Annotated in this window: 16 protein-coding genes; 13 read left to right on the top strand and 3 right to left on the bottom strand. The window is 59.5% G+C overall.

Annotated elements, in window-relative coordinates; all coding sequences use genetic code 11:
- The first annotated feature begins 121 nt into the window (after positions 1-121).
- From coxB to AAGW23_RS14830, 3 genes are read left to right on the top strand one after another with little or no spacing between them, the layout of a single operon-like run.
- Complete coding sequence (gene coxB, locus AAGW23_RS14840; protein WP_342407219.1) at positions 122-1,015, top strand: cytochrome c oxidase subunit II; 894 nt, start codon at positions 122-124, stop codon at positions 1,013-1,015.
- On the top strand, positions 1,012-3,543 hold the full coding sequence (ctaD, locus tag AAGW23_RS14835; RefSeq protein WP_342407156.1) for a cytochrome c oxidase subunit I: 2,532 nt from the start codon (positions 1,012-1,014) through the stop codon (positions 3,541-3,543). The genes coxB and ctaD overlap by 4 nt, the downstream gene beginning before the upstream one ends.
- The gene (locus AAGW23_RS14830) at positions 3,543-3,902 is read left to right on the top strand and encodes a hypothetical protein (RefSeq protein WP_200636966.1); all 360 of its coding nucleotides are present in this window, start codon (positions 3,543-3,545) and stop codon (positions 3,900-3,902) included. Before ctaD ends, AAGW23_RS14830 begins: the two co-directional genes overlap by 1 nt.
- A gap of 26 nt (positions 3,903-3,928) precedes the next feature.
- On the opposite strand, the gene tusA is transcribed toward AAGW23_RS14830, so the two are convergent.
- Together tusA and rlmM are read right to left on the bottom strand one after the other, a co-directional pair.
- Positions 3,929-4,180, bottom strand: a complete 252-nt coding sequence (gene tusA, locus AAGW23_RS14825) for a sulfurtransferase TusA (RefSeq protein WP_200636968.1) — start codon at positions 4,178-4,180, stop codon at positions 3,929-3,931.
- A 54-nt stretch (positions 4,181-4,234) separates the two neighbouring features.
- On the bottom strand, positions 4,235-5,284 hold the full coding sequence (gene rlmM / locus AAGW23_RS14820; protein WP_200636970.1) for a 23S rRNA (cytidine(2498)-2'-O)-methyltransferase RlmM: 1,050 nt from the start codon (positions 5,282-5,284) through the stop codon (positions 4,235-4,237).
- 308 nt (positions 5,285-5,592) lie between these two features.
- Here rlmM and acnA point away from each other — a divergent pair, with 308 nt between their 5' ends.
- Complete coding sequence (gene acnA, locus AAGW23_RS14815) at positions 5,593-8,268, top strand: aconitate hydratase AcnA (RefSeq protein ID WP_342407155.1); 2,676 nt, start codon at positions 5,593-5,595, stop codon at positions 8,266-8,268.
- A 237-nt stretch (positions 8,269-8,505) separates the two neighbouring features.
- A complete protein-coding gene (locus AAGW23_RS14810; protein ID WP_342407154.1) occupies positions 8,506-10,074 on the top strand; it encodes a PAS domain-containing methyl-accepting chemotaxis protein in 1,569 nt (522 codons plus the stop codon).
- Positions 10,075-10,155: 81 nt separating this feature from the next.
- On the opposite strand, the gene AAGW23_RS14805 is transcribed toward AAGW23_RS14810, so the two are convergent.
- The gene (locus AAGW23_RS14805) at positions 10,156-10,839 is read right to left on the bottom strand and encodes an alpha/beta family hydrolase (protein ID WP_200636976.1); all 684 of its coding nucleotides are present in this window, start codon (positions 10,837-10,839) and stop codon (positions 10,156-10,158) included.
- Between the two features lie 82 nt (positions 10,840-10,921).
- On the opposite strand from AAGW23_RS14805, the gene ccoN (AAGW23_RS14800) reads away from it, so the two are divergent.
- From ccoN (AAGW23_RS14800) to ccoG, 8 genes are all read left to right on the top strand, one after another.
- Positions 10,922-12,346, top strand: coding sequence for a cytochrome-c oxidase, cbb3-type subunit I (ccoN, locus tag AAGW23_RS14800; protein WP_200636978.1), 1,425 nt, complete (start codon positions 10,922-10,924; stop codon positions 12,344-12,346).
- An 11-nt stretch (positions 12,347-12,357) separates the two neighbouring features.
- Entirely contained in the window at positions 12,358-12,969 is a 612-nt protein-coding gene (gene ccoO, locus AAGW23_RS14795) for a cytochrome-c oxidase, cbb3-type subunit II (protein WP_102835403.1), read from the top strand.
- Between the two features lie 99 nt (positions 12,970-13,068).
- Positions 13,069-14,004 (top strand): cytochrome-c oxidase, cbb3-type subunit III, encoded by a 936-nt coding sequence (gene ccoP / locus AAGW23_RS14790; protein WP_045427743.1) that lies wholly within the window; start codon positions 13,069-13,071, stop codon positions 14,002-14,004.
- A 344-nt stretch (positions 14,005-14,348) separates the two neighbouring features.
- Positions 14,349-15,776 (top strand): cytochrome-c oxidase, cbb3-type subunit I, encoded by a 1,428-nt coding sequence (gene ccoN, locus AAGW23_RS14785; RefSeq protein ID WP_102835404.1) that lies wholly within the window; start codon positions 14,349-14,351, stop codon positions 15,774-15,776.
- Between the two features lie 12 nt (positions 15,777-15,788).
- Positions 15,789-16,400 (top strand): cytochrome-c oxidase, cbb3-type subunit II, encoded by a 612-nt coding sequence (gene ccoO / locus AAGW23_RS14780; RefSeq protein ID WP_200636982.1) that lies wholly within the window; start codon positions 15,789-15,791, stop codon positions 16,398-16,400.
- A gap of 6 nt (positions 16,401-16,406) precedes the next feature.
- Positions 16,407-16,589 carry a CcoQ/FixQ family Cbb3-type cytochrome c oxidase assembly chaperone gene (locus AAGW23_RS14775; protein ID WP_045427751.1) on the top strand — a complete coding sequence of 61 codons (183 nt, stop codon included), beginning with the start codon at positions 16,407-16,409 and terminating at the stop codon, positions 16,587-16,589.
- Positions 16,590-17,507 (top strand): cytochrome-c oxidase, cbb3-type subunit III, encoded by a 918-nt coding sequence (gene ccoP / locus AAGW23_RS14770; RefSeq protein WP_200636983.1) that lies wholly within the window; start codon positions 16,590-16,592, stop codon positions 17,505-17,507.
- A gap of 135 nt (positions 17,508-17,642) precedes the next feature.
- Positions 17,643-19,055 (top strand): cytochrome c oxidase accessory protein CcoG, encoded by a 1,413-nt coding sequence (gene ccoG / locus AAGW23_RS14765; protein ID WP_342407153.1) that lies wholly within the window; start codon positions 17,643-17,645, stop codon positions 19,053-19,055.
- Positions 19,056-19,064: the final 9 nt, after the last annotated feature.

Genomic DNA, 19,064 nt, shown 5'->3' with positions numbered 1-19,064 from the left:
GGGGGTAGGCCACCGCGCAAAACGAGCCGGCGACCTTTTGAAATGGACCACGCTGGCGCTGGCAGTTCCTTTACTGAGTGGCTGTGGCGGTCCGCTGTCGTCGCTCAACCCAGCCAGTCCCATGGCGCGCCAGATATCCCATGTCTGGTGGGGCATGTTTGCCTTCGCCACGCTGGTGCTGGTCGCAGTCAGCGCGATATGGATCTATGCGCTGGCACGCAAGCCGCGGGAAACCAGCGAGGAAACGGCCCTCAAGATCAACCGCCGCTGGGTCATTGGCGGCGGCATCGTACTGCCAAGTCTAAGCATCGTTGTCTTGCTGATTTTCGGCATACCTACCGGGCGCAGCATGATGCCCCTGCCGGTCGAAGGTCAGCAGCCGCTAAAAGTAGAGGTCACTGGCCACCAATGGTGGTGGGAGGTGCACTACCCCGATAGCGGTGTCACCACAGCGAACCAGCTGATCATCCCAGCCGGAAGACTGATAGACGTGAACGTCACCAGCGCCGATGTCATCCATTCGTTCTGGATTCCGAGACTCGGCGGAAAAATGGACATGATCCCCGGGCGCACCAATGTCATCCGTTTGCAAGCCGGCCATACCGGTGTCTTTCATGGACAGTGTTCGGAGTTTTGCGGCTTGCAGCATGCGCACATGAAACTGCACGTCGAAGCGCTGGACGAAACCGGTTTCGATCAATGGATCGCCGCAAGAGAGAATCTCAGCATTGAGCAACGCGCTCCTGCCAACGCCGGTCGCGTGTTCGATGAGCGCTGCGGGCAGTGCCACCGCGTGGCGGGTATCAGCAACGGCAATCGTGCGCCGGACCTCACCGACCTCGCCACGCGGCCAACCCTCGGCGCCGGCGTGATCGACAACGACCACGACGGGCTGCGGCAGTGGCTACGTGACCACAAGACGCTCAAATTCGGCAACGGCATGCCTGCGCATGACGACGTTCCGCCGCAAACACTCGATCAGATTGCCGACTGGCTGGAGACGCTCGCTCCATGACTCAACTCGACCAAAGCAGCAAGCCCAGCACGCATCCGGATCAGCTGCGCGACCAGTTCAACGAGGTCTGGGGCAACCCGCGCGGTTGGCGCGCGCTGACCATCGTCAACCACACCACGATTGGCCTGCGTTTTCTGGTCACCGGAGCTGTGTTCTTCCTGATTGGCGGGCTGATGGCGATGCTTATCCGCACCCAGCTCGCCCTGCCCGGCTATGTGTTGATGGAGCCCGAGGTGTACAACCAGGTCTTCACCATGCATGGCTCGGTGATGATGTTCCTGTTCGCCGTTCCAATGATGGAGGGGCTGGCGGTCTACCTGATCCCAAAGATGATCGGCGCGCGAGACCTGATCTTTCCGCGCCTCTCGTCACTGGGCTATTTCTGCTACCTGTTCGGCGGCATCATCCTGTTGTCCAGCGTGTTTCTCGGCGTCGCGCCCAAAGCGGGCTGGTTCATGTACACCCCGCTGTCGAGCTCTGCGCACATGCCTGGCGTCAACTCAGACTTCTGGCTGCTCGGCATCACCTTCGTTGAGATTTCCGCAGTCAGTGCCGGTGTCGAGCTGGTGGTTTCAATCCTGCGCACCCGAACCAACGGCATGGCGCTGCACAAGATGCCGCTGTATGCCTGGTACATCCTGGTGATGGCGCTGATGATCGTGTTCGGCTTCCCTCCGCTGATCCTGGGCAGCATTCTGCTGGAGCTGGAGCGCGCTGCCGGCATGCCATTTTTCGATTCAGCCAAGGGCGGCGATCCGGTGCTTTGGCAGCACCTGTTCTGGCTGTTCGGCCATCCAGAGGTGTACATCATCTTCCTGCCCGGAGCCGGCATCGTTTCCACCTTGCTACCCGTGTTCTGCCAGCGGCCACTGGTGGGGTATCGGTGGGTGGTGCTCGGCGTGCTGACCACCGGATTCCTGAGTTTCGGGCTGTGGGTGCACCACATGTTCACCGTCGGCATTCCAGCGCTGGCGCTGGGGTTCTTTTCCGCCGCAAGCATGCTTGTGGCGATACCCACCGGGGTACAGATCTTTGCCTGGATCGCAACGCTGTGGCTGGGTAAGCCGGTCTATCACGTGCCGATGCTTTGGTTGGTTGGCTTTCTAATCGTGTTCGTCTGTGGCGGTCTTACCGGTGTGATGGTGGCGCTCGTGCCCTTCGACTGGCAGGTGCATGACACCCACTTCATCGTTGCGCACATGCATTACGTGCTGGTAGGCGGGATGTTCTTCCCGCTGATGGCCGGGCTTTACTACTGGCTGCCGCATTTTTCCGGCCGCATGCCCTCGGTGCGCCTGGGCCGCTGGGGCTTCTGGTTGGTCTTCATCGGCTTCAACACGACGTTCCTGATCATGCACTGGACCGGGCTGATCGGAATGCCACGGCGGGTTTACACCTACGACACCGGGCTGGGCTGGGACATGCCCAACCTGATCTCGTCGATCGGCAGCTTCATCATGGCCATCGGCATTGGCACCATTCTGCTGGACATCGTCCTGCACTTCCGCTTCGGCCAGCCGGCAAAAACCAACCCCTGGAGTGCTGACACGCTGGAATGGGGTACCTGCCTGCCTCCTAGCCCCTATAACTTCGTCAGCTTGCCGGACATTACCGACCGCCATCCGCTGTGGAAGGATCCAGACCTGCCCAACAGCATCGCCCGTGCCGAGCACTCGCTGAAGACAATCGATCATGGCCGGCGCGAAACCTGGGGCTCGGACCCGCTGACTGGAAAGGTTCGTGAAATCATCCATTTGCCCGGTAACAGCTGGTTGCCTTTCGTGGCTTCGGTGTTTCTTGCGGTGCTCTGCCTGAGTCTGCTGAACAAGTTTTACTGGGTCGCATTGATTGCCACAGTCGCCACCTTGATCGTGCTGTTCCGCTGGTCTTGGGAAAACGGTGCGCACCCCGCTGCTGCGCCCGATGCGCAAACGCAACCTGGCGAGCCGCCGTTGCATTCGCGAACCTTTGACGGGCCCGGTCTATGGGGTATGGGCGTCACCTTGCTGGCCAACGGCACCCTTTATCTGTCGCTGCTGTTCGGCTGGTTCTACCTGTGGACGGTGTCACCGGAATGGATGGTGCCCGAGCATTCCGATCTGAACGGCTGGCTGATGCTCGCCAGTGCCCTGCTGCTGACCATCGGGACACTGTGGATGCGCCTCGTGCCCGGCCGGTTGCGCCGCGGAAATGGGGGGCAGCTGATGCTCAACCTCGGCGCCATCACGGTAATCGGTGCCGTGCAGTGGGCAATGCTGCTGTGGCTGCTGCTAACCGCCGACCTGAGGGTGACCGAGACAGCGCACGACGCGGTGGTCTTCGTGATTCTGGCCTATGGCCTGATTCACTGCGGGCTGGCGACGATTCTTACCCTGCTGCAGACCCTGCGGGTGATGTACGGCTATGTCGGCGACAAGGCGCCCTATGAAGTGGTGGTCGTCGAGCAGCTCTGGTACTACAACCTCGGCGTAGTCTGGAGCGCCTATGCCGCGATTGTCCTGTTCCCGAATGCATGGGGGGCTGCCTGATGAAGTACAGCCGCACATCTGTCTTCCACCCCATTCAGATTCCGTTTGGGCTGACCATCTGGAGCCTCTGGTTTGCCATCATGTACGGCTCACACGCGGTGGTCTGTTCGATCGCCCCGCCGGACCCCAGCCTCGGGGTCTTCAACTGGTTGAATGCGAGCTTCGGACTGTTCACGGTACTGGTGATAGTGTTGCTGCTCTGGCTGGGACGCCGGACCTGGAAGCTGTCTCATGAACCGAACGATTTCAATGAACGCCAGGTTTTCGTGATCAAGGTGTCGTCCGGGATTCACTTCATCGCAGCGTTGGCGACGGTTTTCGTTGGCATGCAGCTGGTGTTTCTGCCGCCCTGCATCTAAACCAGGCGCCCAAATATTGCGGGCGTCTAATCGAGCTTCTTGCGTATCCAGTACAGATAGGCGCCGTCGTCGGTCTGCTGGTCGACCAGTTCATGGCCCAGAAAAACGCAGAACTTGGGTATATCGCGCTGAGTCGACGGATCGGTCGCAATGACCTTCAAGACGTCGCCCGCAGGCAGATCGCGCACCTTGTTGTGCAGCATCATGACCGGCTCGGGGCAGTTGAGGCCGCTGGCATCGAGCAGCGCATCAGCAGACAGTTCGGTAGTTCGAGACATCAGAGGCTCCAGAAAACAGGACGGTATTTCGCGCAAGAAAGCAGGCGGCAGGGTTCACAACCGACGCAAATGGCAAGTCACTTCCTCTCGGTCATGATAGAGCTGTTTGCAGCCGATGCTCGCTTTCACCCCTCGTTCGGCAAGCCCATCGGCGATGCGTTCCAGCAGTCGTTTCACCTCGGCATAGCGCTGCTTCATCGGCAGCTTCAGGTTGACCACGGCTTCGCGACACAAGCCTTCGCCGATCCAGGTTTCGAGCAACGCGGCATTTTTCGCCGGCTTTTCGACGATATCGCAGACCATCCAGTTCACCGGGCGCTTAGGACGGAAGGCGAAGCCATCGGCGCGGTAATGACCCACCAGACCGGACTCGAGCAATTCCTCGTTCATCGGCCCGTTGTCGACAGCCATTACTTCGATGTCGCGGTTGACCAGCTGCCAGGTCCAGCCGCCCGGTGAGGCGCCAAGATCGACCGCCGTCATGCCTGGCGCCAGCCGCTCATCCCATTGCTCGCGCGGGATGAAATGGTGCCACGCCTCCTCGAGCTTCAAGGTCGAGCGGCTTGGCGCCTGGCGAGGAAATTTCAGCCGGGGGATGCCCATCGGCCACATGGCACTGTTCTCTGCTTCGGCAAACCCCACAAAGGCCTCACGACCACTCTTGAACGTGAGCAAGAGGCGGGGACCATGGCTGCCCTCCTTCAGCCTGCCGGCTTTCTCCAGCGCCTTGCGCAACGGCGCCTCGAACTTGCGGCAGAAGTTCGACAGCTCTTTGCCGTCGTTGGTATCCAACACTTCCAGCCACAGACTGCTGCACACCGGCATGGATTTCAGCTGATCGAGCAATACACCGATCCGGTCAGTTTCCGGAAGCGCCAGCCATTCCCCGCACGCCCATTGCCGGGGAAATATAAGCCGTGCGAAACGCGCGCCGCGCATCAGGCGTTCAGGTCCTGCCGCGTCGTTGCAGATGAACTCGGCACAAGCACTGTCAGCTTTGGCCTTGGCGTAGCCGGCCACATCAAGGCGAGCAGCCTGGTCACTGATTTCAGCGCAGACCTCGCTCTCGAAACCGGGGCGGCAATGCAGCAGCAATGTATTCATGGTACGAACCCTATAAGCGGCACAAAGCGCATCGGCGCCAGCACCCCCCTGCGACAAAAGCCGCACATGATAGCCGAGTGGGGAACCACGGGCTTGCTGGTTCGGTCCAGTGAACAGTTGCAGGAGTCGTTTGCGTCCCGACAAGCAGCGCCTTTGCGCCGCTGCGAACAAGCTGTCGCGGCCCGACCCTTGCAGTTTAGCCATGACGATTGGCGGCCAGTTTCGTGGCGAATCACTTCGCCAGAAGCTAGGTTCCAAGAACGCTCCCGACTCAATCAGCCCGGCCGTGCGGGCACAAGGAGAGACGAATGCCATCCCTGGACAGCCTGAATTGCCGTCGCAGTCTCGACGTGAACGGCAAGACCTACCACTACTACAGCCTCCCGGAAGCTGCGACACAGTTGGGCGACATCAGCCGACTACCTACCTCGCTGAAGGTACTGCTGGAAAACTTGCTGCGCTGGGAAGATGGCGCCACCGTTCGCGCCGATGACTTCAACTCGTTGGCCGTGTGGCTCAAGACACACACCTCCGAACGCGAGATCCAGTATCGCCCCGCGCGAGTATTGATGCAGGACTTTACTGGCGTACCCGCAGTCGTCGACCTCACTGCCATGCGGGACGCGGTCTCCCGGGCCGGTGCCGACCCACAGCGCATCAATCCGTTGTCGCCGGTCGATCTGGTGATCGACCACTCTGTGATGGTGGACCGGTTCGGCACGGACAAGGCGTTCGAGCAGAACGTCGACATCGAAATGCAGCGCAACGGGGAGCGCTACGAGTTTCTGCGCTGGGGTCAGCAAGCATTCGACAATTTCCGCGTGGTGCCGCCTGGCACCGGAATCTGTCACCAGGTCAACCTGGAATACCTGGGACAGGTTGTCTGGACCAAGGAAGAGAACGGCGAAACCATCGCCTACCCCGACACCCTGGTCGGCACCGACTCGCATACCACGATGATCAACGGTCTCGGCGTGCTGGGTTGGGGCGTCGGCGGCATCGAAGCGGAAGCCGCGATGCTCGGCCAACCGGTCTCGATGCTGATCCCGGAAGTGATCGGCATGCGCTTGACTGGCAAGCTCAACGAAGGCGTGACCGCCACCGATCTGGTGCTGACCGTGACCCAAATTCTGCGTAAGCACGGTGTGGTGGGCAAGTTCGTCGAGTTCTTCGGCCCCGGTCTGGACCATCTTCCACTCGCCGACCGCGCGACCATCGGCAACATGGCGCCGGAGTACGGTGCGACCTGCGGCTTTTTCCCGGTCGATCAGGTCACCATTGATTACCTGCGTCTGACCGGACGTGACGAAGACCGTATCGCCCTGGTCGAGGCCTACAGCAAAGCCCAGGGGATGTGGCGCGACACCCACTCTCCCGATCCCGTTTTCACAGCCACGTTGGAGTTGGACCTGGCCGAGGTCAAGCCATCCCTGGCGGGCCCTAAGCGACCGCAAGACCGCGTATCGCTTGAGGATATCGGTGCCAACTTTGACCTGCTGCTGGAAACCAGTGGCAAAGCCCAGCAGGCCGCCAGCTCGGTCGTGGTGGCCGGCGAAGACTACCGCCTCAAGCACGGCGCGGTGGTGATTGCAGCCATTACTTCCTGCACAAACACCTCCAACCCGAACGTGCTGATGGCTGCCGGCCTGGTGGCGAAGAAGGCACTCGAGCGCGGCCTAAAGCGCGCGCCCTGGGTGAAGTCATCCTTGGCGCCGGGCTCCAAGGTCGTCACCGACTACCTCGAGCGCGCCGGATTGACCACCTACCTCGATCAACTTGGCTTCAACCTCGTCGGCTATGGCTGCACAACCTGCATCGGTAACTCCGGGCCACTTCCTGATGCCATCAGCAAGGCGATTACCAATAACGATCTTGTCGTGTCATCGGTGCTTTCCGGCAACCGTAACTTCGAAGGCCGCGTGCATCCGCTGGTCAAGGCCAACTGGCTGGCATCGCCGCCGCTGGTGGTGGCCTTCGCGCTGGCCGGAACCACGCGGATCAACATGGAAAAAGATCCGCTGGGCTATGACGAGCAGAACCAGCCCGTTTACCTCAAGGACATCTGGCCGACCAGCGCGGAAGTGAACGAGGCAGTCAGCAAGATCGACGGACAAATGTTCCGCACCCGCTACGCCGATGTATTCAGTGGCGATGAGCATTGGCAGTCCATTGCGGTCACCGCTGGCGACACCTACAAATGGAACAATAATTCCAGCTATGTGCAGAACCCGCCCTTCTTCGAGGACATCGGGCAACCCCTGACGCCACCGAAAGATGTCGAGAACGCTCGAATCCTCGCGCTGTTTGGCGACTCCATCACCACCGACCACATCTCCCCGGCCGGCAACATCAAGGCCAGCTCCCCTGCCGGCGTGTATCTGCAGGAGCTGGGCGTACAGCCGGAGGATTTCAACTCCTATGGTTCGCGCCGCGGTAATCACGAAGTCATGATGCGCGGCACCTTCGCCAACATCCGCATCAAAAACGAGATGCTTGGCGGCGAGGAAGGCGGCAACACCTTGTATCAGCCAAGTGGTGAGCGCATGTCCATCTACGACGCTGCGATGCGCTACCAGGCGGAGGCTGTGCCCTTGGTCGTCATCGCGGGCAAGGAGTACGGCACCGGTTCCAGCCGCGACTGGGCCGCAAAAGGTACCAATCTGCTAGGGGTAAAGGCCGTTATTGCCGAGAGCTTTGAGCGAATCCACCGTTCGAACCTGATAGGCATGGGCGTACTGGCGCTGCAGTTTGTCGGCGACCAGACCAGGCAATCGCTGGGGTTGACCGGTAACGAGAAGCTGTCGATCCGTGGCCTGGGCGCCGACATCAAGCCGCGTCAGCTGCTGACCGTCGACGTAGAACGTGCCGACGGCGGGCGCGATAGCTTTCAGGTGCTCTGCCGCATCGACACTCTCAACGAGGTTGAGTACTTCAAAGCCGGCGGCATTTTGCACTACGTGCTGCGCCAGCTGATCGAGGCCTGATAGCCCGAAACATATGTCGCTTCAATCAAAGCCCGCTGCAGCACATCTGCAGCGGGCTTTTTTGTGCTGCCATTTATCTGTTGACGCTTAAGTCTTTGGAAAATCAGCCGTTAGGATGCCAAGCACAACGGTCGTGAACTTGGCGTCAAAATGCCATCATTCCCCGCACCGCAGAATTGGCGGACTGACCGAACACAATAAGTGGCTGCAGCCACCCCGACTTGCCAGGCGTATTGCATGCGAAACAACCAGCCCGTTACTCAACGTGAATATGCGTTTCCCGATCAGCAAAGGTTGATTTCGACCACTGACCTGACCGGCAAGATTACTTATTGCAACGATATCTTTGCCGAAGTCAGTGGCTTTGAACGCAGTGAATTGATCGGCGCGCCACATAACCTGATACGCCATCCAGACGTCCCGCCGGCGGTGTTCGGCCATATGTGGGCCACACTCAAGGATGGCAAGCCCTGGATGGGCATCGTTAAGAACCGCCGCAACAACGGCGATCACTATTGGGTCAACGCTTATGTCACGCCGGTGCTGGATGCTCAGCGCAAGGTCATTGGATATGAGTCGGTCCGCACCAAGCCAACCCGTGAACAGGTCGGGCGCGCAGAAGTGCTCTATGCTCGGCTAAACGCAGGAAAAAGTGGGGTTCCCCAGCGCGACAAATGGCTTCCCATCTTGGTCAATTGGCTGCCCTTTATCGTCATCAGTCAGATTGGCTTCCTGATCGGAGCCTGGCACGACCACGGCTGGGGGTTCGCGCTCGCCGCCCTGCTATCAATACCCCTCGGTTTGATCGGTCGTCACTGGCAGATGCGCGGGATGCGGCGATTGCTAGGTCTGGCCCAGCAGTCAACCAGTGATCCGCTGATCGCTAAAATGTACACCGACAGCCACGGTGCCGAGGCACAGTTGGAGATGGCCCTGCTCAGCGAGCATGCACGACTCAAGACATGCCTGACCCGCCTGCAGGACAGCGCCGTGCAACTGCAGCAGCAGGCCAAGCGTGCGGACGACTTGGCGCATAGCTGCTCTGATGGATTGTCGCGACAGCATCACGAGACCTCGCAGGTCGCTGCTGCAATCACGCAGATGGCCGCCACCACCCAGGAGGTTGCCGGCAACGTGGCTCTTGCAGCGGAGGCCACCGAACAAGCCAACCAGCTCACCGCCCAGGGTCGCCAGATTAGCTCGCAGACTCGCAAGGCCATCGAACTGCTGGCTGCTGCCGTCACCGAAACCGGCGATGCGGTGTCAGCGCTGGCACAGAACAGTAACGAGATCGGCACTGTTGTCGATGTGATCAAGAGCATTGCTGACCAGACCAACCTGCTCGCGCTGAACGCAGCCATCGAAGCCGCGCGAGCGGGTGAAAGCGGCCGCGGCTTCGCCGTGGTGGCCGACGAGGTCCGACAACTGGCTCAGCGCACGGCATCCGCCACCGGACAGATTCATCAGCTGATCGAAAAGCTGCAACAGCAGGCACGCCAAGCCGTGGAAACCACTGAGCAAGGCCGTAGCCAGGCGAGCCGTGGCGTCGAGCGCGTGATCGATGCCGACGGGGCACTGACCGGCATCAGTGAGGCGGTGGGACGCATTATCGACATGACGGCGCAGATCGCTTCCGCAACCGAGCAGCAAAGCGCAGTGGCCGACGAAATCAGCCAGAACGTTGGCAATATCGCCCGACTCGCCGACCAGACCTCTGGCGATGCGCAGAGCTCAGCGCTGCTTTCTGAAGACCTGGCGGCGACTGCACAGTCGCAGTACAGCCTGGTAGAGCGTTTCAACCGCTAACTAAAGCCTCATCTCGCTGATGCCACCAAGCATGCCCGCTTACCGCATTGCGGCAGCGGGCATTCCTATTTCCTATTGGGGCTAAGGACTGCCGAGGAATGCCGCGATTGCGTCTGCAGCCTTGTCCAGATACCGCTCATGGGTAAAGCCTGAGCGTTTCAGTGGTTTGAGATCATGGTCGGCCGACATCAGCCAATCGAGGCGAATCGCCGGCGACAGTGAGTAGCCAGCGACGGTGTCTCGGTTACCCATGGCATCGCGCTCCCCTTGAATAATCAGCGTCGGTGTTCGCAGCTCGGCCAGGTGCGCCACTCGTGGCTTTTCCGGCTTACGTGCGGCATGAAACGGATAGCCCAGGCATACCAGTGCATCGACCGCGAGTTCGTCGGCCAACAAGCTCGCCATTCGCCCGCCCATCGACTTGCCACCGATCGCCAATCGCCCTGCGGTTTGCTGTCGCACCGTTCGATAAACCGCACGCCATTGCTGAAGCAGCTGTGCCTGTGGATTTGGCGGACGCTTGCGTTCGTCGATGCGCCTGCTGGCCATATAGGCAAACTCGAAACGAAAGACCGCCACGCCCCGCTCTACCAGCCGTTCAGTCATCTGCTCCATGAACGGACTGTCCATCGGAGCGCCAGCTCCATGCGCCAGGATCAGGCTGGCGCAAACCGCCCCCTTTGGTTGATCACGCCGGACGAATGGAATTTCGTCGCCCTTTGAGTATTGACCGGCGTCAATACCGGCCATTTGCCCAGTGCCCATCCTTGCCCCCGCTTTCTATTGAAAGAAATCTCTGCTCACCGCAACAAAAAACATGCTCATTACCGTGGATGGAAGCCCATACATGAACACAGCAACCAGTACCGCCTATGACTACAAGGTGGTCCGCCAATTTGCCATCATGACGGTGGTGTGGGGAATCGTCGGGATGGGGCTCGGCGTTTTCATCGCAGCACAATTGGCCTGGCCATTTCTCAACTTTGACCTCCCGTGGACCAGTTTCGGTCGTCTACGCCCATTGCACACCAACGCGGTGATCTTCGCCTTCGGCGGCTGTGCATTGTTCGCGACGTCTTACTATTCGGTCCAGCGCACCTGTCAGACCACTCTGTTCGCGCCCAAGCTGGCCGCGTTCACGTTCTGGGGTTGGCAACTGGTCATCCTCCTGGCCGCGATATCGCTGCCGCTGGGGTTCACCAGCTCCAAGGAATATGCCGAACTGGAATGGCCGATCGACATCCTGATCACCATCGTCTGGGTGTCTTACGCGGTCGTGTTCTTCGGCACCCTGGCCACGCGCAAGGTCAAGCACATCTACGTCGGTAACTGGTTCTTCGGCGCCTTCATCCTGACCGTGGCGATCCTGCATCTCGTCAACAACCTGGAAGTCCCGGTCACAGCAATGAAGTCCTACTCGGTGTATGCCGGTGCGACCGATGCAATGGTCCAGTGGTGGTACGGTCATAACGCCGTAGGGTTCTTCCTCACTGCAGGCTTCCTCGGGATCATGTACTACTTCGTGCCCAAGCAGGCCGAGCGTCCGGTGTATTCCTATCGCCTGTCGATCGTCCACTTCTGGGCACTGATCACCGTCTACATCTGGGCCGGTCCGCACCACCTGCACTACACCGCGCTGCCGGACTGGGCACAAAGCCTGGGCATGGTGATGTCGTTGATTCTGCTGGCGCCAAGCTGGGGCGGCATGATCAACGGCATGATGACGCTTTCCGGGGCCTGGCATAAATTGCGCAGCGACCCGATCCTGCGCTTCCTGGTCGTGTCCCTGGCGTTCTATGGCATGTCGACCTTCGAGGGTCCGATGATGGCCATCAAGACCGTCAACGCACTGTCCCACTACACGGACTGGACCATCGGTCACGTGCATGCCGGTGCGCTCGGCTGGGTTGCCATGGTCTCCATCGGTGCGCTGTACCACCTGATCCCGAAAGTGTTCGGTCGTGCCCAGATGCACAGCATCGGCCTGATCAACGCGCACTTCTGGCTCGCCACCATCGGCACCGTACTCTACATCGCATCGATGTGGGTCAACGGTATCGCTCAGGGCCTTATGTGGCGTGCGATTAACGAAGACGGCACCCTCACCTACTCCTTCGTCGAAGCGCTTGAAGCCAGCCATCCGGGCTTTGTGGTTCGCATGCTCGGTGGTGCGATCTTCTTCACCGGCATGTTGCTGATGGCCTACAACACCTGGCGCACCGTACAGGCCGCCAAGCCGGCCGAATACGAAGCCGCCGCGCAGATCGCCTGAGGAGCAGACTGATGAAGAAGCACGAAATACTCGAGAAGAACGTCGGTCTGCTGACTCTGTTCATGATTCTGGCAGTGAGCATCGGCGGTCTGACCCAGATCGTTCCACTGTTCTTTCAGGACGTGGTCAACGAGCCGGTAGAAGGCATGAAGCCCTACACCGCGCTGCAGCTGGAAGGACGCGACATCTACATCCGTGAAGGCTGCGTCGGCTGTCACTCGCAGATGATCCGTCCGTTCCGCGCCGAAACCGAGCGCTACGGGCACTACTCAGTGGCGGGTGAAAGCGTGTACGACCACCCCTTCCTGTGGGGCTCCAAGCGTACCGGTCCGGACCTGGCGCGTGTCGGCGGCCGCTACTCCGACGACTGGCACCGTGCGCACCTCTACAACCCGCGCAACGTCGTGCCTGAATCGAAGATGCCGTCCTATCCGTGGCTGGTTGAGGACACCCTTGACGGCCAGGACACCGCTACGAAGATGAAAGCGCTGCGCACCGTCGGCGTGCCTTACAGCGACGAGGACATCGCCACTGCGGGAGACGCTGTCAAGGGCAAGACCGAGATGGACGCTCTGGTGGCCTATCTGCAGGTGCTCGGTACCGCGCTGCAGAACAAGCGCTGAGATCGACGGCGAGTTATCGAGAACGACGCGCTGCAGCGCAGCCGTCAGGGAACCAACATCGCGGGCAGTTCGAGCGTTCGGGCTGCCCAGGAGTAACAGATGAACGCTTTCTGGAGTGGATACATCGCCCTGCTGACGCTGGGCACCATTGTCGCTCTGTTCTGGCTGATCTTCGCCACCCGCAAGGGCGAATCCGCAGGCACGACCGACAAGACCATGGGACATTCCTTCGACGGTATCGAGGAATACGACAATCCGCTGCCTCGGTGGTGGTTCATGCTCTTCATCGGCACCTTGGTGTTCGGCATTTTCTATCTGGTGCTCTACCCGGGCCTGGGTAACTGGAAAGGCGTGATGCCGGGCTATGAAGATGGCTGGACGCAGGACAAGCAGTGGCAGCGTGAAGTTGATCAGGCTGACGCGAAATTCGGTCCTATCTTTGCCAAATATTCCGCCATGACTGTGGCGCAGGTCGCTCAGGACGAGCGGGCGCTGAAGATCGGCGGTCGCCTGTTCGCCAACTACTGCTCGGTTTGCCACGGCTCGGACGCCAAGGGCGCTGTCGGTTTCCCGAATCTGGCGGATAGCGAATGGCGCTGGGGTGGCGATGCCGAAACCATCAAGACGACTATCCTCCACGGTCGCGTGGCAGCGATGCCGGCCTGGGGTCAGGTCATCGGTGAAGAAGGCGTGAAGAACGTCGCAGCCTATGTTCGCAATGATCTGGGTGGTCTGCCCCTGCCGGAAGGCAGCGATGCAGACACTGCTGCGGGTGGCCAGGTCTACGCTCAGACCTGCTCGGTCTGCCATGGTGCAAATGGGGAAGGCATGGCCGCCCTCGGCGCACCGAAACTGACCAACCCAGCCGGCTGGATCTACGGCTCCAGCCTGCCGCAGCTGCAGCAGACCATTCGTCACGGCCGCAACGGGCAGATGCCTGCGCAGGAACAGTACCTCGGCAACGACAAAGTGCACCTCCTGGCCGCTTACGTTTATAGCCTTTCACAGCAACCAGAACGCGTAGCCAAGCAGTAACGCTTTACAGGGCGATACGCCGTATCGCCCTGCTCCTGATCAATTTTCTGCTGTATGCGACGCTCTGTCGCAGACCGCCCACCCCTCCTCCGTTTGCTCCTCCCGCCCGCTGATCTAATATTCCTCTCTACTCGCCGAAGTCGCGCAGAACTATAAGGCGAAGCCCTCGATTCAACACATCGGCATGATGTGCTAAACGACCCTGCAAAGAGCATGGAAAACGCTTGGAATCAGGGTCCGAACGGCATGAGACGGCCTGGGCCTTGATTGCATTGCCCCCCTCCTTTCTCCATACTTGCCGCCGTTTTTGCCCCCTTGAAATGCCATTAGCGTGGAAGCCTTGCATGAGCACAGCAATAAGTGAGACTGCATATAACTATAAGGTGGTTCGCCAATTCGCCATCATGACGGTGGTGTGGGGAATTATCGGAATGGGCCTGGGTGTGTTTATCGCCGCACAGCTGGTCTGGCCTCAACTCAACTTCGACCTGCCATGGACCAGTTTCGGTCGTTTACGCCCGCTTCACACCAACGCGGTGATTTTCGCCTTCGGTGGTTGTGCCCTGATGGCCACGTCCTTTTACGTGGTACAGCGGACCTCGCAGGCTCGCCTGTTCTCGGATGGCCTCGCGTCATTCGTCTTCTGGGGCTGGCAGGCGGTGATCGTTCTGGCCGTCATCACTTTGCCGCAAGGCTTCACCAGCTCGAAGGAATACGCTGAGCTCGAGTGGCCGATCGACATCCTGATCACGCTCGTATGGGTCAGCTATGCCGTAGTGTTCTTCGGCACGATCATGAAGCGCAAGGCTGCCCATATCTACGTAGGTAACTGGTTCTACGGAGCATTCATCTTGGTGACGGCGATGTTGCATATCGTCAACAACCTGGAAGTACCGGTGAGCTGGTTCAAGTCCTACTCGATCTACTCGGGTGCAACCGATGCGATGGTTCAGTGGTGGTATGGCCACAACGCCGTAGGCTTTTTCCTGACTACCGGCTTCCTGGGCATGATGTATTACTTCGTACCCAAGCAGGCTGGCCGTCCGGTCTACTCATACCGCCTGTCTATCGTGCATTTCTGGGCACTTATCACGCTTTATATCTGGGCCGGCCCTCACCACCTGCACTACACCGCGCTGCCAGAGTGGGCGCAGAGTTTGGGCATGGTGATGTCGATCATCCTGCTGGCCCCGAGCTGGGGTGGCATGATCAACGGCATGATGACCCTGTCGGGCGCCTGGCATAAGCTGCGTACCGATCCGATTCTGCGCTTCCTGGTCGTGTCCCTGGCGTTCTATGGCATGTCGACCTTCGAAGGTCCGATGATGGCCATCAAGACCGTCAACGCGCTGTCCCATTACACCGACTGGACCATCGGCCACGTGCACGCCGGCGCCCTCGGCTGGGTCGCCATGATCTCCATCGGTTCCTTGTATCACCTGATTCCGAAGGTCTTCGCTCGCGAGCAGATGTACAGCATTGGTCTGATCAACGCCCACTTCTGGTTGGCAACAATCGGTACCGTGCTTTACATCGCTTCGATGTGGGTCAACGGCATCACTCAGGGCCTGATGTGGCGCGCAATCAACGAAGACGGCACGCTGACCTACTCCTTTGTCGAAGCCCTGGAAGCCAGCCATCCGGGCTTCATCGTGCGGGCATTGGGCGGCGCGTTCTTCCTGGCCGGCATGCTGCTGATGGCTTACAACACCTGGCGCACTGTGCGTGCCGCCAAGTCGGCTGAATTCGAAGCCGCTGCGCAGATCGCCTGAGGGAACCGATAAATGAAGAATCACGAAATACTCGAAAAGAACATCGGTCTGCTGACCCTGTTCATGATCCTGGCAGTGAGCATCGGCGGTCTGACTCAGATCGTTCCGCTGTTCTTTCAGGATGTGGTCAACGAGCCCGTGGAAGGTATGAAGCCCTACACAGCTTTACAGCTCGAAGGGCGCGATATCTATATCCGTGAAGGTTGCGTTGGCTGCCATTCGCAGATGGTTCGTCCATTCCGCGCCGAGACCGAGCGTTATGGCCACTACTCGGTTGCTGGTGAAAGCGTGTACGACCACCCGTTCCTGTGGGGTTCCAAGCGTACCGGCCCGGACCTGGCGCGTGTCGGCGGCCGCTATTCCGATGACTGGCACCGGGCGCACCTCTACAACCCGCGCAACGTAGTACCGGAATCGAAGATGCCTTCCTACCCGTGGCTGGTCGAGCACAGCCTTGATGGCAAGAACACCGCCGACAAGATGGTTGCGCTGCGCAGCGTTGGCGTGCCTTACACCGAAGAAGACATAGCCGGCGCTAAGGACGCGGTCAAAGGCAGATCCGAAATGGATGCCCTTGTCGCCTACCTGCAAGTACTCGGCACTGCACTCACCAACAAACGGTAACGCACCATGGATATCGGGACTCTTCGCGGCCTGGGCACCATTCTTGTTTTCGTCGCAATGATAGCCATCATCCTCTGGGCTTATAGCAGCAAGCGCAAGAAAAGCTTCGATGAAGCGGCCAACCTGCCCTTCGCGGATGAGCCCGACGCCAACAAGCGTGATGAAGAAGCTTCCAGGAGTAAGAAATAAATGACCTCGTTTTGGAGTTGGTACATCACCCTGCTGAGCCTGGGGACCATTGCCGCACTGGTCTGGCTATTGCTCGCCACTCGCAAGGGACAACGCCACGACAGCACCGAAGAAACCGTTGGCCATTCCTATGATGGAATCGAGGAGTACGACAACCCGCTCCCGCGCTGGTGGTTCCTGCTGTTCGTTGCCACCGTGATCTTCGCGCTGGGTTATCTGGCACTGTATCCGGGGCTGGGTAACTGGAAGGGCATGCTGCCCGGCTACGAAGGTGGCTGGACCCAGGTGAAGGAATGGCAGCGTGAGATGGATAAGGCGGACGAGCAGTATGGCCCGCTTTATGCCAAATTCGCAGCGATGCCCGTTGAACAGGTTGCTCAGGATCCGCAAGCCCTGAAAATGGGTGGCCGCCTGTTCGCCTCCAACTGCTCCGTGTGCCATGGTTCGGATGCCAAGGGTGCCTACGGTTTCCCCAACCTGACAGACAACGACTGGCTATGGGGCGGCGCGCCTGAAACCATTAAAACCACCATCATGGGCGGACGGCAGGCAGCGATGCCCGCATGGCGCGATGTGATTGGCGAAGATGGTATCCGCAATGTAACTGGCTACGTTCGCAGCCTGTCCGGCCGCGATACCCCCGAGGGTATTAACGTCGACATTGAGCAGGGTCAAAAAATCTTCGCAGCCAATTGTGTAGCTTGTCATGGTCCTGCAGGCAAAGGCACTCAGGCTATGGGCGCGCCTAATCTGACCGACAACGTCTGGCTGTATGGCTCGAGTTTTGGACAGATTCAGCAGACCCTGCGCTACGGCCGGAACGGCCGTATGCCTGCCCAGGAACACATTCTTGGCAACGACAAGGTGCACCTGCTGGCAGCGTATGTGTATAGCCTCTCGCAAGAGTCGGAGGACTGATCCATCGGTCCTGGCGCGACCCAAGGTCGCACCTTAGTTCGACTGACGAGGCGTACCATTCGCAGCAGGTAAGCAAAAGATCCCGGCCGACATGCATCGGCCGGGACACTCACCCTCCGCCGTGGTACGCACTTGATGACTGAGCAGATTCCCGTCCGCAACGTAACCCCCCCCTCCAAGTCCGAAGCATCGGGCGACCTCTACGCCGCGCGCGAAAAGATCTACACACGAGCCTTCAGCGGCCTGTTTCGCAACTTGCGACTTGCTGGCGGTGCACTCCTGTTCGTACTGTACTTCGGCACCGTGTGGCTGACCTGGAACGGACGGCAGGCGGTTTGGTGGGACTTGCCAGAGCGCAAGTTCTATATCTTTGGCGCCACCTTCTGGCCGCAGGACTTCATCCTGCTTTCTGCCCTGTTGATCATTTGCGCATTCGGCCTGTTCTTCATCACCGTTTTCGCTGGTCGCGTCTGGTGTGGCTACACCTGCCCCCAGAGCGTATTTACCTGGGTCTTCATGTGGGCAGAGAAGGTCACAGAGGGTGACCGAAACCAGCGCATGAAGCTCGACAAGGCGCCCATGAGTGCCAACAAGTTCTTGCGCAAAGCCGCCAAGCACTCGATCTGGCTGGCTGTTTCTCTAGCGATCGGTATTACTTTTGTAGGCTATTTCACACCGATCAGGGACCTGGTGCCTGATCTCGTGACCCTCCAGGTAGGCGGCTGGGCGTTGTTCTGGGTGGGGTTCTTCACCCTAGCGACTTACGGCAACGCGGGTTACTTGCGCGAACAGGTGTGCATTTACATGTGCCCGTACGCTCGGTTCCAGAGCGTGATGTTCGACAAGGACACCTTAATCGTCTCCTACGACCCACGCCGCGGCGAGCGTCGTGGTCCGCGGAAAAAGGATGCCGACTACAAAGCGATGGGCCTGGGAGATTGTATCGATTGCACCATGTGCGTGCAGGTATGCCCCACCGGCATCGACATCCGCGACGGACTGCAGATCGAATGTATCGGGTGCGCCGCGTGCATTGACGCTTGCGACACCATCATGGACAAGATGAACTACCCGCGCGGGCTGATCAGCTACACCACCGAACACAACCTGTCCGAACAAAAAACCCATCTGGTGCGGCCGCGACTGATCGGCTATGCCGTTGCGCTGACGGCGATGATGGGCGTATTTGCCTATGCCGTCTCGGACCGTGCGCTCGTCAAGCTCGATGTGCTCAAGGACCGCGTGCTTTACCGGGAAAACGAGCAAGGACGAATCGAAAACGTCTACACGCTCAAGGTGATGAACAAGGCCCAAAGTGAGCAGACCTTCATCATTGAGGCCGTTGGCCTTGAAGGCTTGCAATACGAGGGGCGCAATGAGGTTCGTGCTGAAGCAGGCGAACTGGTCACCATTCCAGTAGAACTGTCGGTTGCACCAGAGCAGCTTCCGTCGAGCACCAACGAAGTCGTCTTCCACATCAGATCGGCAGATGATTCCTCAATTGAAGATGAAGCGGAAAGCCGCTTCATCGGCCCCAGCATCCGCTAAACAGGTAGT

The sequence above is a fragment of the Stutzerimonas chloritidismutans genome, assembly GCF_038562055.1.
Lineage (GTDB): Bacteria > Pseudomonadota > Gammaproteobacteria > Pseudomonadales > Pseudomonadaceae > Stutzerimonas > Stutzerimonas chloritidismutans_A.
The sequence above is the reverse complement of the archived record's forward strand: the minus strand, read 5'-3'. Positions and strand labels throughout refer to the sequence as shown.

Bases quoted from the DNA above. Each gene is read 5' to 3' on its own strand.
- ccoN (WP_102835404.1), top strand. From the start codon at position 14,349: ATGAGCACAGCAATAAGTGAGACTGCATATAACTATAAGGTGGTTCGC.
- ccoO (WP_102835403.1), top strand. From the start codon at position 12,358: ATGAAGAAGCACGAAATACTCGAGAAGAACGTCGGTCTGCTGACTCTG.
- ccoG (WP_342407153.1), top strand. From the start codon at position 17,643: ATGACTGAGCAGATTCCCGTCCGCAACGTAACCCCCCCCTCCAAGTCC.
- ccoO (WP_200636982.1), top strand. From the start codon at position 15,789: ATGAAGAATCACGAAATACTCGAAAAGAACATCGGTCTGCTGACCCTG.
- AAGW23_RS14775 (WP_045427751.1), top strand. From the start codon at position 16,407: ATGGATATCGGGACTCTTCGCGGCCTGGGCACCATTCTTGTTTTCGTC.
- AAGW23_RS14810 (WP_342407154.1), top strand. From the start codon at position 8,506: ATGCGAAACAACCAGCCCGTTACTCAACGTGAATATGCGTTTCCCGAT.
- acnA (WP_342407155.1), top strand. From the start codon at position 5,593: ATGCCATCCCTGGACAGCCTGAATTGCCGTCGCAGTCTCGACGTGAAC.
- ccoN (WP_200636978.1), top strand. From the start codon at position 10,922: ATGAACACAGCAACCAGTACCGCCTATGACTACAAGGTGGTCCGCCAA.
- ccoP (WP_045427743.1), top strand. From the start codon at position 13,069: ATGAACGCTTTCTGGAGTGGATACATCGCCCTGCTGACGCTGGGCACC.
- AAGW23_RS14805 (WP_200636976.1), bottom strand. From the start codon at position 10,839: ATGGGCACTGGGCAAATGGCCGGTATTGACGCCGGTCAATACTCAAAG.
- ccoP (WP_200636983.1), top strand. From the start codon at position 16,590: ATGACCTCGTTTTGGAGTTGGTACATCACCCTGCTGAGCCTGGGGACC.
- ctaD (WP_342407156.1), top strand. From the start codon at position 1,012: ATGACTCAACTCGACCAAAGCAGCAAGCCCAGCACGCATCCGGATCAG.
- coxB (WP_342407219.1), top strand. From the start codon at position 122: ATGGCGCGCCAGATATCCCATGTCTGGTGGGGCATGTTTGCCTTCGCC.
- rlmM (WP_200636970.1), bottom strand. From the start codon at position 5,284: ATGAATACATTGCTGCTGCATTGCCGCCCCGGTTTCGAGAGCGAGGTC.
- tusA (WP_200636968.1), bottom strand. From the start codon at position 4,180: ATGTCTCGAACTACCGAACTGTCTGCTGATGCGCTGCTCGATGCCAGC.
- AAGW23_RS14830 (WP_200636966.1), top strand. From the start codon at position 3,543: ATGAAGTACAGCCGCACATCTGTCTTCCACCCCATTCAGATTCCGTTT.